We start from the raw sequence: 17,430 nt of genomic DNA, 5'->3' as shown, positions 1-17,430 counted from the left end.
CACAGAGCGCTTCGCTTCACAGAGGAATAGAAGTTTAAGATTAAAATGTCTTTTCCTCTGTGTCCTCTGTGGTTCAAATTCTTTTAGCTTTTAGCTCGTAGCTCGTAGCTCGTAGCTCGTAGCTCAAAAATTATACCTCAGCCCTACAGTGGCAGTCGCTACAGTTAAATTATCCTGCCCCTTAATATATTCTATTTCAGTACGAACCATAGCGCGGGCACTGATAAAATAATCAAAACCTAAACCAATTACCCCTGCAACGCCTCCTTCATCATAATCACACATAGTGGCGGTACCAAAATCAGCAATAGCCAAAACATTGGCTTCACCGAGTTCGCATTGCCCCACCCCAGCCAAAAGTTGTTGGCCACGAATATCAGTTTTGAGCACACCTAAGCGATAAAACAATTCGCCCATTGGACCAGACGCTTTGCCCAAAAAGGCAACAAATAGGGCATCACCTTGTTGCAGATTTTCGCCGTTAGTGACATCTTTGGCGGTAGGCAGATCAGTCAAGTATAATTTATCGTGGATCAATTGTTGGTAACCAGCTTCAACATACCACTGGGGGTCAATTTGATAACCAAAAGCAATTTTATAACCCAAGCCTTTGTTAGACTCTTGGAGCAACTCGACATCTGAATAACCTACTGAAATTACACTATAAAGATTATCGGCTGCTAAAGATTGTATGCTAATCATGCAACTTAATACCAGTAAACAAATCTGCTTTTTTGACACGCTAAATTTCCACATTACCTGCTATGAATAGTACAATACTACATTCATGCTCTGCTGCAAGAGTGTGCGAACTTATATCTTGATACGGTCGTATAAATATCCGTAATTAAACCTAAGGTAAATGAGTTGAGTGGCATATTTGTCACTTAATCGCAGATGACAAATTGCGATCCTCTTTGACCCTGTTTAGTATAAGGGCTATTCATATTTCAACTACCAATGAAAGATCGACATACCCCAACATCAGTGAACACAAAACCGGAGTGTCATTTGTTCTACCATTTTTTATTAAAAATTTTAGCCTTCAGCATTTTTCTTAGTGCTTGTGCTAGTAATACCCCTCCCATCATGACAGATGAAAAATTCGACTCACGAATAACTGAAAAAGGGATAACTGAATTTGTTTATGGCATATCGTGGCAAAACACCTCTAAAGAGTCTTTATTACGTGATGGGCGCACAGAAATCAAACGCCCTAGAGAGGACCCACGTTTTACACAGGAAACTCCAGACAGAATAGCCATGCAAGCCAACAATCAAACCAAACTTGATTTGGAAGACCAAGCTGCTGAGGCCTTAAAGAAGAGATTATCCAAAGAGCAACTTTGCGCAAAAGGTTATGAGATCAGTAATGTGATCTGGAAGGCCGACAGTATCCGACTGCTCGGATATTGTTTTTAGTAGAGTCAGACCATCTCGGCACTATAGACTGAAAAAACAGGAGAAAAAATAATGAAAAGTATTAAAACTCGCGCAGCGGTTGCATGGGCCGCAGGTGAACCATTAAAAATTGAAGAAGTAGATTTAGCTCCACCACAAAAAGGTGAAGTTTTAGTCCGAATAGTGGCAACCGGTGTTTGTCATACCGATGCATTTACATTATCTGGTGAAGATCCCGAAGGATTATTTCCGGCTATTTTAGGCCATGAGGGCGCTGGCATAGTTGAAGCGGTTGGCGAAGGAGTGACACTAGTTGCAGTGGGTGACCATGTTATTCCTTTATACACCCCAGAATGTGGCAAGTGTAAGTTCTGCCTTTCAGGCAAAACTAATTTATGCCAAGCCATACGTAATACCCAAGGTAAGGGTGTGATGCCTGATGGCACCAGTCGTTTTTCTATTAAAGGTCAACCTATCTATCATTATATGGGCACCTCTACTTTTGCTGAACACACAGTAGTGCCTGAAATTGCCTTAGCTAAGATTCCAAAAGATGCACCTTTAGAAAAAGTCTGTTTGTTAGGTTGTGGTGTCACTACAGGCATGGGCGCCGTGACTAATACTGCAAAAGTAAAAGTGGGTGACACAGTTGCTGTATTTGGTTTAGGCGGAATTGGTCTTTCAGTGTTGATTGGCGCCAAAATGGCCAATGCAGGGCGCATTATTGCTATCGATATTAATGAAGACAAATTCGAAATAGCGAAACAATTAGGTGCCACAGATGTCATCAATCCAAAAGACTACGACAAACCTATTCAAGAAGTCATAGTAGATATGACTGAAGGTGGAGTGGATTATTCTTTTGAATGTATAGGTAACGTTAACGTGATGCGCTCGGCATTAGAGTGTTGTCATAAAGGCTGGGGCGAATCCATTATTATTGGTGTTGCTGGTGCGGGTCAGGAGATATCCACTCGACCATTCCAATTAGTTACCGGCAGAGTCTGGCGTGGTAGCGCTTTTGGTGGAGTAAAAGGCCGCAGTCAATTACCCGATTATGTGCAACGATATATGGACGGCGAATTTGAATTAGATACCTTTATTACTCATACCATGCCACTAGAAGATATTAATACTGCCTTTGATTTAATGCATGAGGGCAAGTCCATTCGTTCAGTGGTGCATTTCTAATGGTGGGGACAGCCGCAGAAACAACTGGGCTAGCTGAACTCAGCGCGAATAAATGTTTTGGTGGTTGGCAAAAACGTTATAGCCATAAATCAAACGTTCTTAAATGTGACATGCAGTTTAGTGTATTTATTCCACCGATTAGCGATCCAAACGAAAAGCTTCCAGCGCTATATTGGTTGAGCGGGCTAACCTGTACCGACGAAAACTTTTCTGCGAAAGCGGGGGCACAAAGGGTCGCTGCTGAACTGGGTATCATGCTGATCATGCCTGACACCAGTCCTAGGGGTGATCATATACCCGACGCAGCAGACGCAGCTTACGATTTAGGCTTAGGCGCCGGATTTTATGTTAATGCCACCCAAGAGCCTTGGCATAACCACTACCAAATGTATGACTACATAGTTGAAGAGTTGCCCGCACTGATTAAAAAAGAGTTTAGGGTAAAAGAGAAAGCGGCAATAGCAGGACATTCAATGGGTGGCCATGGTGCGTTAACTATCGCCCTGTCCAACATGAAACAATATTGCTCGGTTTCCGCTTTTGCGCCCATTGTTAATCCTAGTGATTGCCAATGGGGCCAAAAAGCCTTTAATAATTATTTAGGTGAAAACCAGAAAGACTGGGAGGCTTATGATAGCTGCATGTTAATGCGTCAACAGGGAAAGTTTTTGCATATTCCTATGTTAGTAGACCAAGGCTTAGATGATAATTTTTTTCACACTCAGAAACTCACTAAACCTTTAGAAGAGGTAGCATTAGAGCTAGGTTACGAAGCCGAATTTCGTTATCACGCGGGATATGATCATAGCTACTTCTTTATTGCGAGTTTTATAGAAAGTCACCTTCGATTTCATGCCGAGCACTTACTTAAACAATGACCTTAAATATCCTTGAGTGGTTTGATTACCCTCCAAATAATCTACTTTTAGTTGGCGAATTTAACCTGGGAATGGTTGTACTTTCGTTAATTATTGCCATTATGGCTGCGTTTGTTGCGTTCCAGGTAGCCTCGCAAGCCTCCATAAGTCTGTCGCCAGTGCGCAAACAGATCTCTTTATTGGTCGGTAGTATTACCCTTGGTGGTGGTGTCTGGTCAATGCATTTTATTGGAATGTTGGCATTTGAATTATGCACAACTGTGTCCTATGGCTGGGGTTTAACCCTACTATCTTTAGTACCTGCCGTTGCGGCTTCATGGGTAGCTCTCAATTTTTTAGTGCGCCCAAAAGTCAACGTACGCCAATTAATATTAGGTGGCGTGTTGATGGGTACAGGCGTTGGTACCATGCATTACATTGGCATGGCAGCAATGGAAATGGCACCTTTACTACGTTATGACCTAAGCATGTTTGTTCTATCCATAGTAGTAGCGGTGGTTTTAGCCATCCTATCCTTATGGACGCGATTTGGCCTTGAGCACAATTTTCTAGCAACAAAACCCATACTAGTGACGAATTCGATTGCCAGTATTATCATGGGTTTGGCCATTGCTGGTATGCACTACACTGGTATGGCGGCAGCCCGTTTTGTTATGCCTGAAGGACTTGAAACCTTAGTCCAAACCAATGAAATATCTATGTATTTGGCCTTCGCTGTTACTATCATTACGGTGGTTATCATAACGTTAGTTTTGGCCTTAAATGTGGTATTCCGATACAAAGATATTTCTGCAGAAGCCAAGCAAAACGAGCAAAGACTTATTGCAACTATGGACACAGCTGTCGATGGCGTAGTGACTATTGATGAAGCAGGTATAGTAACAAGTGTGAATAAAGCAGTGGAAACACTGCTTGGATGGTCGCCACAGGAAATTGTCGGACAAAATGTAAAAATGCTGGTTCCAGAAACAATTAGACACAACCACGACAGTTATATTAAACAGTATCTTAAAACTCGAAATGCCAAAATTATTGGCCAAGGCCGAGATGTCGAAGCAGTTTGCAAAAATGGCCAATTAATTCCCATCCGATTAGCATTGGGACACGCAGAATTTAACGGCAAACATCTATTTGTTGGTTTTATTTCCGACCTAAGAGCCAGATTAGCAATGGAGTCGGCCCTTAGAGATAGCGAAGCAAAGATACGTTCACTAATGAGTAATATTCCAGGTATTGTTTACCGCGTAATTAATACTGAAGGTTGGCCACATTTATTTATCAGCGACGAAGTAGAAAACGTCACTGGCTACCCTCCTGAAGATTTTTTATTACCCAATCCAATTAGAGGCCTAGCGGACTTAATACACCCAGATGATCTAAAAATAATAGAGCAGACCGACTTTACTGCAAAGCATGGGTTTAATTTAGAGTTTCGTCTTATTGACCGTTTTGGCCAAACCAAATGGATGTTAGGCCATGGCCGAGCCATTACAAATGCCAACAGTGAAGAAGAGTACTTAGATGGTTTTATTATGGATATTAGTCAGCGCAAATTAATGGAAGAGGCGTTGATCCTAGAAAAAGACAAAGCCGAACAAGCTGTTGCCACGCGTTCAGCCTTTCTGGCTAATATGAGCCACGAAATTCGTACTCCAATGAATGCCATTATTGGTTTCAGCGATATATTGCTTGATAGCCAATTAGATAAAGGGCAATACAAACATTTAAATACAATTAATCAGTCAGCTAAATCTTTGATGCATATATTAAATGATATATTAGACAGTGCAAAATTAGAAAAAGGCAAATTCCAATTAGAGTATCGAGATTTTTCCTTAGTTGAAGAAATAGATGCTGTGGTATCTACCTTATGGTTATTAGCCCAAGAAAAAGATGTCCCTATTAAGTTAGATATCGATCCTAGCATTGCAGGCAACTACAACGGCGTACCAGACAGACTCAGGCAAGTGCTCACCAATTTATTGGGTAATGCGGTTAAGTTCACCCAATCTGGTGAGATAGAGATAACCGTTACTCAGGTCACCCCACAAACATTTAAATTTGTCATCAAAGATACAGGTATTGGTATGACGCCAGATCAAATAGAGACTGTATTTGATGCGTTTTCTCAAGCTGACGAATCCATGAGTAGGCGTTTTGGAGGAACAGGATTAGGAACAACCATTAGCAAACAATTGGTTGAATTGATGGGCGGACACATTTATGTCGAGAGTGAGCTTGGACTAGGGTCGACCTTTAGTTTTGATATCCCACTAACAAAAACAACTGCTGTGCTAAAAACCACTGAGTTCGATACAGAACACATCCCTTTACCGCCGCTAACAGTGTTAGTGGTAGATGATATCGAGCAAAATATAGAACTATTGAGTATTATTCTTAAACGGGATGGTCATAACATTTGCACTGCACGTGACGGTGAACAAGCCTTAGAAAGGATGAAAGCTGAACACTTTGATATTGTTTTGATGGACATCCAAATGCCAGTTCTTGATGGACTCAGCGCAGCAAAAGCCCGTAGAAAGTTTGAATTGGACACTTCCGCAAAACACATTCCAATCATAGCCCTCACAGCTAGCGTATTAGAAGAAGATAAATTATCAGCAGAACAAGCGGGCATGGAAGGTTTTGCCAATAAGCCAATTAATATCCCACAACTAAGGCATGAAATAGCCCGTGTTCTTAACTTAAATAACGTCGATATTTCTCAGGTGATAAACGGTGAATTGAGCAATAACAGCATAGATTCAGATACAGGTATCTCTTTGTGGGGTTCAAAAACCACTCATTACAATGAATTGAGAACATTCCTACAAACATCAACTGCTGAAATCGACAATTTGCAAGATAACTTAGAAAATAATGATTGGCCAAGTATCGAACAAAAAGCCCATGGACTTAAAGGATTGTCGGGTAATTTAGCTTTGCCAAATCTACACAGGTTATTTATCACGCTCGAAAAAAATTGCGAACAAAAAAATCACCAAAAATCTGCCATAACACTTCAAAAAATAAAGCAAGAATTTGCCTTAATAACAGAGAGTTTAACTAGATCGACAAAGGATATGGCTGACACAAAAAATGACACTCAAGTTCACATAACTAAGCAAACATTTGTGCAGTTGTTAGAGACATTAGAGCAACATGCATCTCTGAATAAATTTGATGATGAATTATTAGATAAAATTGCCGGGGTAGACTTTGTTGATAACAAACAAATTAGCGCAATTATTCAAGCATTTAACAACTTTGAATTTGAAGAAGCGTTAATCCTGATACAAAATGTAAAAGTCCAATTGTTGGATATCGATAGTGAATAGAATGAAAAACAACCAGTAGGTTAAAATGATAGATAATCGCCCAAAGTTACTAATTGTTGATGACGAACCCGCAAATTTAAGGGTGCTGAATCAAACCTTAAATGATAAGTACAGACTGACCTTTGCCAAAAGTGGCAAAGAAGCATTACGGCTGATTGAATCAGACAAACCAGACTTAGTATTACTCGACGTAATGATGCCTGAAATGACCGGCTACCAAGTTTGCGAAACCTTAAAGAGTCAAGCAGCAACTAGAGCAATCCCCGTCATATTTGTTTCTGCATTAAGCGACAGTAACGATGAAACCAAGGGGTTTAGTGTAGGTGCGGTGGATTATATTACCAAACCTATATGCCCTGCTGTAGTAAAAGCTAGGGTACAAACCCATTTATCTTTAGTCGATGTCGACGAACTTAGACGCACCCGACTACAAGTGATCCAACGTTTGGGCCGAGCATCCGAATATAAAGATAATGAGACAGGCATGCATGTCATGCGTATGAGTCACTTTTCCAAGGTAATCGCTCTGGCTTATGGTTTTTCTGAAACAGACGCAGACAACTTATTACATGCGGCGCCTATGCACGATATTGGAAAAATCGGTATTCCAGATAGCATAATGTTAAAACCTGGAAAATTAACAGACCAAGAATTCACCATTATGAAACAACATCCACAAATTGGCGCTGAAATATTGGGCGAATCTGACTCTGATTTAATTGAGTTGGCTAAATTGGTTGCTATGACTCATCATGAAAAGTGGGATGGAACAGGTTACCCAAATCAATTGCAAGCTAAGGACATCCCCATCGAGGGTCGTATTGTAGCCTTAGCTGATGTGTTTGACGCCCTAACGAGTAAACGTCCATATAAAGAAGCTTGGCCAGTAGAGAAAACCATGGCGTACATTCAGGAACAAAAAGGAAAACATTTTGATCCTGAACTAGTTGATTTATTTGAACAACAACTGCCCGCAATATTAAAGATAAAAGAACGCTGGCAAGATGACTAAAAAACCTGCATTCAGGTTAAGGACTTTTTTATGCTTAAAAATAATACTCTATGCTAAGCTGCACATAATCATCACGACGTAACATATAACTAGGTTCAGCGATTTCATCACTGGAAAACATCCAGGCATCAACTCGCCACTTCCAGTGATCATTGATCCTACTAGAAGCTTCGATAAAACCCGATCTGACATTTGAATAGTCAAGATCTTGTACCACTCCAGCCAATATTACAGTGCCATCAATATCATTAAACACAAACCGACTACCTATCATCAGATCGTTTTGTGCAACTACATTGGTAATATCGTCGCGTCCATCATATTGATATTCCATTAACCAATTTATGTTGTACACACTATCGAACACGCCAACAAAAGAATATTCAAAGCCCCCCACAAAGGCAGTATAGTCTTGCTCCATAACGGTACGTTGAATACCTTCAAACTTGATTGTCCAGCCACCCAATAAGGCCAAAACATCTATGCCTGCTTGTTGCATCAGAGGATATAAAGGGCGCAAGCTTGGCTCTAATAATTCATTAGTAGTAAAGACAAAATCAGGCTCCCTAGAAGTACCGTCAAAATAGGACAATCCTACTTCCCAATCACCTAATGTATGTTGCCATCTGACAGCCCAATCGAGGTTTTTTTCTTCATCTTCTGATTCAAAAATGGGATTGTCTGTGTCTACTGGCAAGGCAGCCCTAAATCTACCGTCACTGCCTGAAAAAGTTCTTTCTCTGAAATAAGGTAATACAAACACTGTGGTATTCCCCCAATCTTTAAACAGAGAAAAGGTTACCATTGGCTGTCCTAATTTATCTTCACCATCAATGGCTTCAATAGCATCAGTTTGATTAATAATATCAACTAAATGTAATGACTCCGTTTGCCCCCAAAAGACTTTACCAATCCCAGTCTGAACTTCCCATTCATCACCGCTGTGTGTCCATTTAAACTCGCGGATATCGCCATGAGTACGTTCTTCATCTTGTTGGTCAAGACGGTAAAAGCCTTTAAACGAAATACTGTCATTACCATCATTAAATGAGGTATAGGCTTCGGGAGCAAAATACACTGACAAATTTGCTCTTTCCTGCTGAGGGTAAAGTGCGTCTTGAAAAAAGTAACGTTGTTCAACAGCTGCGCTGCCGGTGTATTCAATTTCAGCAAACACAACAGTTGGCAGAAACGCCACAAGTGGAAACAATGTCTTCAATGTTGATCCTTTAAAAGATTTTATTAGCACTATGTTATCGAACATTCTTCAAAGTACCCTTATTAAAGTCATTGTCCGATAACCCAGTATTAAAATTTAATTCATGAGTAATGAGCTCAGTACTTTTACCATTTTGCTCATTAAACATCTCAGTTCGCAATGGACGCCAGAACTTGTCTAAGTATAAAGTAAATTCGTAATTTACGAGTTCTTTTAGCAAACTACCTTTTCGATCATAAAACTCTATCTTTAATACTCTATAGTGCTTCTTGTCGACCCAAACTATTTGTTTTGAATAACCTGAATTTTCATCAGTGGGCTCTTGCTCTAGTACAAAACTGGCTTGTCCCTCAAAGGTTTCGTCACGTAAATACTTAAATTTATATTTTTCAATTTCGAACGAACTCATATCTTCAAAGGCAAACTCACTGCCCATAAACGGGCCTGACTTATTTCGAGAACGGATACGTTTTACTTTGCTTAACTTAGGCAGGTACATCCATTGATCATCTGGCTCAATGGCATGAGTAAAATTTAAAAACACTGTACCTTTTACATCTAATGGTTGATCAAAAATAGTTAATCCTTTGTCACCGTCATCAACCAGTTCCAAAGATTTTAAGTGCATTTTACGTTCAACTTCCTCACCTTGAGCATTACGTAAAATCATACTCATGTTGCCAGTACTGTCACCCCAGCCCTTATCTCTTAACTTACGTTCCTTTGCAATAGCTAGACCTTTTTCTTGGGCGGATTGGGCATGACCACTCGAAGCGTAGCTCATAAGTGTCAAGACCAAGGAAATTATTGTTACGGAAGAAAGAAAATTTCTATTCATGGGTAAGCTCCTGCTTAATATTTTTTCTATCGAAAGCCATTAAAAATGGGGGTAAGAACAAAAAATCAACTGCCAAGGCAACTACTATAATAATACTAGTTAACAAGCCCATATCTGAATTTAAAGCGAATGGTGACAGCATCAGTATCGAAAATCCAGTGGCCAATACTAAGGTGGTGATCCATAACGCTCGACCGACACTAGCAAAAGCATAGCGCACACTCTGTTCAGCGTCATTACCGCTAATCCGAGCATGGCGGTACTTGCTCAAGAAATGCACAGTATCGTCAACAATAATTCCCAATGTCATACTGAGTACTACAGATAAACCAAGATTGACTTCGCCAGAATAAATACCCCAGATGCCAAAACCTATACCAGCTGGTAACAAATTAGGTAGTAGGCTTATCACCCCCATTTTAAAAGATTTAAGTGCAAATACCAAAAGACCAGATATCAGTAAAAGAGCAACCAAGGTGCCTTCTAACATGCTAGCCATATTGGTTTCACCTATATGCCCAAACATTAATGCCGGACTGGCTACAGTGAGTTTTAAATTGGGCGCGTAAGTTGTGAACCATTGTTGTGCTTTGCTTTCAAGTGCGGTTAGTTCTTTACTTCCTACATTTTTAACCATTGTCATGATACGCGTTGTTGATTTGTTCATATCCAGTTGATTGGTCAAATCCAACCCATAAGGCAATGACATTTCATATAATAGCAAATACTGAGCAGCTAGTTCTCTATCGTCTGGCAACAAATAATAGTTGGGATCATCACCATGCATGTTTTTATTCAAACGTTTAAAAGTGTCAGTGATAGTAGAAACATGGTCGATTTCAGGTTGTGTCCTTAGCCACTGACTAAAGGCTTCAATTTTTTGCAATGTTTGTGGCTTATTAATGCCTGAATCTTCGTCAGTAAAAATCGAAAAATCTAAGTTCGCCATCCCACTTATATGCTGCTGTTGAAAATCTGTCGACTTCCGAAATTTGGTACTTTTATCAAAATAATCGGTAGGAACGTCGTTTAACTGGTTATTGAACGAAAACCCAATGGCTGTAACAGCAACCACCAGCGTAAAAGGTAAAATCCGCTTGTGATGAGCGATAACCCACTCCCCAAACCTTTCTGTATAACTCAACTTGGAGCTAGATATTTGTTTCGGTAGTTGTTTAATGGGTAAAATCATTATGAGTGCAGGTAATATTGTTAGCGAGAAAATACAGGCGAAAAGCACTCCAACTGCAGTCAAATTGCCTAAATCAGCTAATATAGGCACCGCTGCAAAGTTAAGCGTCAAGAAACCCACCCCTGTAGTAGCGCTGGTAATAAAAATGGGCATTTTGTTAAGTGAAAGACTGTATAGCAAAGCTTCTTTTTTATCTTTGCCCAAGCTCATTCCATACAGCATAGTCGATATCACGTGAATACAATCAGCCACTGCAAGTGTCATTACCATAGTGGGCACATTCACAGTAGCGGTACTCATAAACATTCCAAACCAACCCGCTACCCCCATAGTTACGGCGATACTCGAAGCAATCACCACAACAGTCGAAAATGTGCCTACGGCTGTTTTTAACAACAACCACATAATTAATATAACGGTCAAAAACATCAAGGGTACAATAGTGCTGAAATCTCGCTTCGCAAATGTGGCAAATGAATAGTTCATCAAGACTACGCCAGTATGATAAAAATCATGTTCGGGATATTTTGCTTTATATTTATCAGTTAACGCTTTAATTGATTCAGTGACCTCAATGACTTCAGCCGTTTGGTCTCCTTCAGCTAAGTTCACAGAAACATTTATAACTGTGACATCACCCTTAGGCGAGATAAGTCGGTTGACTAAATTAGGTTCGTTCAAGGCTATGCTGCGGATATAGTCAAACCTTTGTTGGTCAAGATCAGCCAAATCGTAGACGAGATCTTCAACAATCATGTCATCGTCCTCAGCCCAGGTATGCTGAAAATTAGTCAGGGAATCAATACGTATAGATAAAGGTGTTTGTTGCGCATCCTCAGTCATTTCGTGGATCAAAGACAAAGTTTGCAAATTAAAAACGTTACCTGATTTAGGCGCAATGATGATGCTAGCACCATCATTTTTACTAAAGGTCCTTTGCATTTCCTCAAATGCCGTTCTTTGCGGGTTAGACTCTTCGAAAAATACTTTATAATCGCCACGAAAATACAGATTTTTGGCACCCAATGCAGTTGCAATGATGAGCATAAACCCAATGATAAGAACCGTCTTAGGACGATTAACTGAAAAGTCTAACCAAGTATTATTCAATTATTTACCCAACCACATAAATTCATTGCATTTACCTTCAATATTCATCGCTATAACCTTCAAAAATTAGCTTTCGAAGACTAACATGTTAGGCATAAAATCCATGCCTAAATGTTAATGCTCGCCATATACTGATTACATTTCAATCGCAACATTATGCATTGATAACAACAAAACCTATATAATCTTGTATTGTAGACAAGGTTTATAATTCCCTACTATACCATTGATAAATATTGTTTTTATCCCACTAACGGATGCTTTCACGTAACAACCAGCTTACAAACATACCAAAGAATTTTGATCTTTTTATTTAAATCAGTATTATAAACAACAACTGGTCAGATGAGCGGATGAGTAAATAATGAGTATTAGAACAAGTCTTAAAAAAGTATTACCCCCAATTTCAATTACCGAGCAAGAAGCATTAGAAGCTGGTGATGTATGGTTAGAATCGTCTATTTATCAGGGTAAACCTGACATGCATGCTTTGCGCGCAATTCCAGGTGCCAAGCTTAGTGCTGACGAACAGGCTTTTTTAGACGGCCCAGTAGCCCAAGTCTTGACGATGGTAGATGACTTTGATTTACAAACAGCAAAACATCTTCCTCAAGACATTTTAGATTTTCTGTCTATTAACAAGTTTTTTGCCCTGATTATTCCTAAGAAATTTGGTGGTTTAGAATTTACCCCTTATGCCAACTCCACCATAGTAGCTACCTTGGCCGCTAAAAGTGGCGCATTGGCGGTAACCGTTATGGTGCCTAATTCTTTAGGTCCAGGCGAGTTATTGATGCATTACGGTACACCTGAACAACAAAATCACTACCTACCCCGCTTAGCTGTGGGCCAGGATATCCCATGTTTTGCTTTAACTAGCCCAGAAGCGGGTTCTGATGCTGGCGCAATTCCAGACGCGGGCATAGTCACTAAAGGTATGTGGGAAGGTAAAGAAGTCATTGGTCTTAAAGTCTCTTGGGATAAGCGTTATATAACACTTGCACCTATTGCCACTGTTTTAGGCTTGGCTTTTAAGGTCTTTGATGTGGATGGTTTATTGGGCTCACAAGTCGAGCTAGGCATTACTTGTGCCCTTATCCCTAAATCACACCCTGGTGTTGAGTTGGGTAATCGTCATGATCCAATGGGCGTGAAGTTTTATAACGGTACAACACGTGGACAAGATGTGTTTATTCCTATGGACTTTGTTATTGGCGGCCAAGACAACATTGGCCGTGGTTGGCAGATGCTAGTGGCCTGCTTAGGTGCCGGACGTGGTATCTCACTTCCAGCTATGGGCGTGGCCTCAGCGCAAACATCATTTAAGTCCACCGCTGAATATTCATTTGTGCGTGAGCAGTTTGGTGTGCCCATTGGGCGTTTTGAAGGCATACAAGAAGAAATGGCAGATATTGCTGGCAAAACCTTTGTGCTTGAAGCCATGCGAGTGTTAACTACAGAAGGTCTTAACCTTGGTCTAAAGCCGGGCGTGGTAACGGCCATTGCCAAATATCATATGACTGAACTAGGCCGAGAAGTGGTGAACTCTGCCATGGATATCCAAGCAGGAAAGGCCATTCAACGAGGTCCACAAAACACCTTGGCTAGTGCCTATGTTGCCTTACCTATCGCTATTACTGTGGAAGGTGCAAATATCCTGACACGTAGTTTGATGATATTTGGCCAAGGCACTATGCGTTGCCACCCTCACCTAAAAGAGATGGTTGATCTGATCCATAGTGAAGAAGCGGGTGCCGATGCAGCCTTCAACAAAGTCTTAGGTAAAACTGTTGCTTTCAGTGTAAAAAATGCTTTGCGCAGCTTATCTAAAAGTTATTTGCCTTTCACACGTGGTGCTGGATCAGCCCTACCAGAAGTATGTCAATACGAACAACGTATGAATGCCCTTTCTGCCAAACTAGCACCAATGGCTGACTTATCATTATTAGTATTAGGCGGGGATTTGAAAAAAGCAGAAATGTTATCAGCGCGCCTAGGTGACGTAATGAGTTACATGTATGCTGCTATGGCTGTGGTACGTTTTTACGAGCAACGTGTTGAAAATCGTAGTGAAGCATTACCTTACTTCGAATACGCCATTCAGTGGTGTTTAAACAAAGGTGAAACCGCACTCAATGAGTTTATCGTGAATTTCCCCAACACAGCGGTACGAGGCCTAATGCGTGTGTTAACCAATACTTACACCACAGCGGTTAAAGGCATTTCAGACGACTTAAAACGTGAGTTATCTGAAGCGTCAATGCAAGACACTAGCATTAAAGCGCAGTTAACCCACTTGGTTAAAGTCATCCCAGGGGATGGCAACGACATCAACGAACAAGCATTTAAAGCTAAACATGCAGTCATGCCGCAGCTTAAGAAAATCCAAAAAGCTCTACGTAAAGTGCCAGTGATACCTTATATTTCTTTTGAACATGCGGTAGGCAAATTACAAGAAGCTGGTGAATTAACTACACAAGAAGTCGCGCTAGTCATTAAATACAATGACAAGCGTAAATTAGCTATCCGTGTTGACGAGTTTACTTTTGATATGGACTTGTTAGATGACAATCTCGAACTAGTGAACGAAAAAAACAACGAAAAAGAGACAGCTAACGCAGCTTAAGTTTGTAATGCAGTATTGCCTTTTCGCATAATAGTTAAGTGCAAATATTACAGCAACGGTATTGATAATTTATCAATACCGTTTTTTTTGCAAAAAATAAAAGACTTAAAAAGTTACTTCACTTCCATATGAGGTGAGCGATATACCACCTCATCGTTAAGCTCTATACCTATGCCCGGCTCTTCTGACACTTCAAAAAAACCATTAACGGGTTGTGGATCTTGAATACATAATTCTCTATTCCAATCTTTAATCGCATAAGTGTGATGTTCATGAATTAAGAAGTTAGGGATAGCGGTTTCTAAATGTAAACTAGCAGCAGTTGCAACGGGGCCACCACACACATGGGCTTGTATACGGATGTCGTATACATCGGCGTAATCACAGACTTTTTTGGTTTCGGTAAATCCGCCGCATAACCCTACATCTGGTTGCAATACATCAATGCTTTGATCTTCAAAATAAGGGCGTACATCCCAACGATGATAAAGCCGCTCTCCACCAGCAATAGGTACGCGTACATTTTCAGCTACTTTTTTATGTACCGCCGAGTTTAAATAATTCACTGGCTCTTCGTACATCATGCAGCCTACTTCTTCTACTAATTCACCCATTTGAATCGCTGAGGCCGCGCCCATTAATGAGTGTGACTCAAAAATAATGTCTACATCTGGACCTACTGCTGTACGGATAGCACGTAAACGGTCTCCGAATAATCTCATTTGAGGTTTAGTGAACAATTTAGTTCGATCAAACGACGAACTACCATCGCTGTCATATACTATTGGATCGACTTTTACCGCATCATAACCATCAGCTACTGCCTTTAGTGCCGCTTCTGCATATTGCTCTGGATGAGTTAACTTTGTGATTTCTTTATCCCAATCGAACTGTAATTGGCTAGCGTAGGTTCTTAGTTTTCCGTTGGTTTTACCGCCTAAAAGCTGATAAACAGGCACACCAAAAACTTTACCTTTAATGTCCCACAGAGCAGTATCAATGGCACTCATAGCAGCATACAACACTGGACCACCGCCCAATCCCCAAAAACTTTCCCGTAGCATACGCGACCATAACAATTCGGTATTCATTGGATTAAAACCAATTAACATAGCTTCGGCAATTTCTTTGATCATATGGGCTGCCGCGCTATGACCTAAATCATAAGCAAGGCCTGCTTCACCTACGCCAGAAATTCCTTCATCTGTATGAATGCGAATGAACACAGGATTCCAAGGTGGGCGTTTGGGGCAATGAATGTCGAAAATTTCAACACGGTTGATTTTCATGTTTCTTCCTATTTTTAATAATCTTTAACTAGGGTCTGTTAAACAATCTATTCACAAAATGTGGGGTCTAGTTTGTAAGCCCGTCTTAACATGGCAGGCCAAGCTTTTTGTCCACCGGTTTCGCCGCTATGCACAATATTTGCTTGAGCATAGATACCATCGACAATACCTTGGGGAATTTCGATTACGTCTTGACCACTTTTCAGCAATTCCATCTGAATTTCGCAAGCTCTTTGTAAGTCGTAAAAACGCATAAATGCATCACCTACAGTGGCACCTAAAGTCAGCCCTCCATGATTATGCAATAACATGTGATTGGTCTGTCCAAGATCAGTTTGCAAGCGCGCCTTTTCAGCCTCATCAACCGCCAATCCTTCGTAACCGTGATAACTTAAAGACGATAACGAAAACATCGCGTATTGGCTCCAAGGTTTTAATCCCCCTTGCACTGTGGCCACGGCAATGGTTGCTTTAGTATGTAAATGGATCACACATTGGGCATCATGTCGCACTTCGTGAATAGCGCTGTGGATAGTAAAACCGGCAGGATTAATTTGATAAGGCGAACCATCTAAGACATTGCCTTGTAAATCAACTTTGACCAAATTTGAAGCGGTCACTTCGTCGAAGGTTAAACCAAAGGCATTCACCAGATAATGCTCAGTGTTGGGCACTCTTGCCGACAGATGGGTATAAATTAAATCTCCCCAACGATGTTCAGCCACTAGCCTATAACATGCAGCGAGATCAACCCGAGCCTGCCATTCTTGCTCAGAAACCTTTCCTTTTAGACTAAATTTTTCGAGTTGAAACACCTCGTCTCCTATTGTTTTAATTACCCTGACAAATACATTAATCATTGGATCTCTATGATTAAATACTACCTTAATTACACCTGATAATTGAAATAAAAGTTCCGCTCTATAGTTATGTCATATGCTTTAAGATCCAGTAAAAACACCTAGACTTCACTACACCATTTTAGATAGTACAAAAAACAGACTAACCACAGAGTTCACAGAGGGCACAGAGAAAAAAAACAGGATCAATTGAATGGCGACTTTTACGCAACCAATCACAGTGAAACACTAATAAAATTCAAAAGTAGCTAGTAAGCCTGAGCGAGTTCACTAAGAGTTAACCAGCCATTTTTTTATTCTTTACTCTGTGTCCTCCGTACCCTCTGTGGTTCAAATTCTTTTTACAACAAACTTGGCTCAGCTTGCAGCCAATTTTCTTTTGCGTATTGAGTATTGGCACAAGTGATATGTAAAGTAAAAGCGTGCCGTGATTTGTCAGATAAGTTAGGTGCACTAAAGTGAGGTAACTGCCCGAT

Annotated in this window: 12 protein-coding genes and 1 pseudogene; 6 read left to right on the top strand and 7 right to left on the bottom strand. The window is 40.5% G+C overall.

Annotated elements, in window-relative coordinates:
• Nucleotides 1-123: 123 nt before the first annotated feature.
• Complete coding sequence (locus GARC_RS16850) at nt 124-756, bottom strand: outer membrane beta-barrel protein (protein ID WP_226989203.1); 633 nt, start codon at nt 754-756, stop codon at nt 124-126.
• A gap of 333 nt (nt 757-1,089) precedes the next feature.
• On the opposite strand from GARC_RS16850, the gene GARC_RS16845 reads away from it, so the two are divergent.
• Genes GARC_RS16845 through GARC_RS16825 form a run of 5 tightly spaced genes read left to right on the top strand, consistent with a single transcriptional unit; the run spans nt 1,090 to nt 7,820 of the window.
• Complete coding sequence (locus tag GARC_RS16845; protein ID WP_007622371.1) at nt 1,090-1,422, top strand: hypothetical protein; 333 nt, start codon at nt 1,090-1,092, stop codon at nt 1,420-1,422.
• A 51-nt stretch (nt 1,423-1,473) separates the two neighbouring features.
• Nucleotides 1,474-2,592: an S-(hydroxymethyl)glutathione dehydrogenase/class III alcohol dehydrogenase gene (locus GARC_RS16840; RefSeq protein WP_007622370.1), complete on the top strand. Its 1,119-nt coding sequence runs from the start codon at nt 1,474-1,476 to the stop codon at nt 2,590-2,592.
• Nucleotides 2,592-3,470 carry an S-formylglutathione hydrolase gene (fghA, locus tag GARC_RS16835; RefSeq protein WP_007622369.1) on the top strand — a complete coding sequence of 293 codons (879 nt, stop codon included), beginning with the start codon at nt 2,592-2,594 and terminating at the stop codon, nt 3,468-3,470. The genes GARC_RS16840 and fghA overlap by 1 nt, the downstream gene beginning before the upstream one ends.
• Complete coding sequence (locus GARC_RS16830) at nt 3,467-6,808, top strand: MHYT domain-containing protein (RefSeq protein WP_007622368.1); 3,342 nt, start codon at nt 3,467-3,469, stop codon at nt 6,806-6,808. The genes fghA and GARC_RS16830 overlap by 4 nt, the downstream gene beginning before the upstream one ends.
• A 25-nt stretch (nt 6,809-6,833) precedes the next feature.
• The gene (locus GARC_RS16825; protein ID WP_007622367.1) at nt 6,834-7,820 is read left to right on the top strand and encodes a response regulator; all 987 of its coding nucleotides are present in this window, start codon (nt 6,834-6,836) and stop codon (nt 7,818-7,820) included.
• A 34-nt stretch (nt 7,821-7,854) separates the two neighbouring features.
• Here GARC_RS16825 and GARC_RS16820 read toward each other — a convergent pair whose 3' ends face one another.
• Genes GARC_RS16820 through GARC_RS16810 form a run of 3 tightly spaced genes read right to left on the bottom strand, consistent with a single transcriptional unit; the run spans nt 7,855 to nt 12,179 of the window.
• Nucleotides 7,855-9,039, bottom strand: a complete 1,185-nt coding sequence (locus tag GARC_RS16820) for a hypothetical protein (RefSeq protein WP_007622366.1) — start codon at nt 9,037-9,039, stop codon at nt 7,855-7,857.
• A gap of 34 nt (nt 9,040-9,073) precedes the next feature.
• Nucleotides 9,074-9,823: an outer membrane lipoprotein-sorting protein gene (locus GARC_RS16815; protein WP_007622365.1), complete on the bottom strand. Its 750-nt coding sequence runs from the start codon at nt 9,821-9,823 to the stop codon at nt 9,074-9,076.
• Nucleotides 9,824-9,869: 46 nt separating this feature from the next.
• Nucleotides 9,870-12,179 (bottom strand): efflux RND transporter permease subunit, encoded by a 2,310-nt coding sequence (locus tag GARC_RS16810; protein ID WP_007622363.1) that lies wholly within the window; start codon nt 12,177-12,179, stop codon nt 9,870-9,872.
• Between the two features lie 364 nt (nt 12,180-12,543).
• Between GARC_RS16810 and GARC_RS16805 the strand changes: the two genes are divergently transcribed.
• Nucleotides 12,544-14,805: an acyl-CoA dehydrogenase gene (locus GARC_RS16805; RefSeq protein WP_007622361.1), complete on the top strand. Its 2,262-nt coding sequence runs from the start codon at nt 12,544-12,546 to the stop codon at nt 14,803-14,805.
• Between the two features lie 113 nt (nt 14,806-14,918).
• Here the strand turns inward: GARC_RS16805 and GARC_RS16800 are convergent, their stop codons facing one another.
• The 3 genes and pseudogenes from GARC_RS16800 to GARC_RS27390 all read right to left on the bottom strand — a co-directional run.
• Complete coding sequence (locus tag GARC_RS16800) at nt 14,919-16,094, bottom strand: mandelate racemase/muconate lactonizing enzyme family protein (protein ID WP_007622359.1); 1,176 nt, start codon at nt 16,092-16,094, stop codon at nt 14,919-14,921.
• A gap of 47 nt (nt 16,095-16,141) precedes the next feature.
• A complete protein-coding gene (locus GARC_RS16795) occupies nt 16,142-16,954 on the bottom strand; it encodes a class II aldolase/adducin family protein (RefSeq protein WP_007622358.1) in 813 nt (270 codons plus the stop codon).
• A gap of 341 nt (nt 16,955-17,295) precedes the next feature.
• A pseudogene (locus tag GARC_RS27390) lies at nt 17,296-17,430 on the bottom strand (phytanoyl-CoA dioxygenase family protein); the annotation flags it as partial.

This window comes from Paraglaciecola arctica BSs20135 (assembly GCF_000314995.1).
GTDB classification, from domain to species: domain Bacteria; phylum Pseudomonadota; class Gammaproteobacteria; order Enterobacterales; family Alteromonadaceae; genus Paraglaciecola; species Paraglaciecola arctica.
Note: the sequence above shows the minus strand (reverse complement) of the source record. Positions and strands in the feature narration are given on the sequence as shown.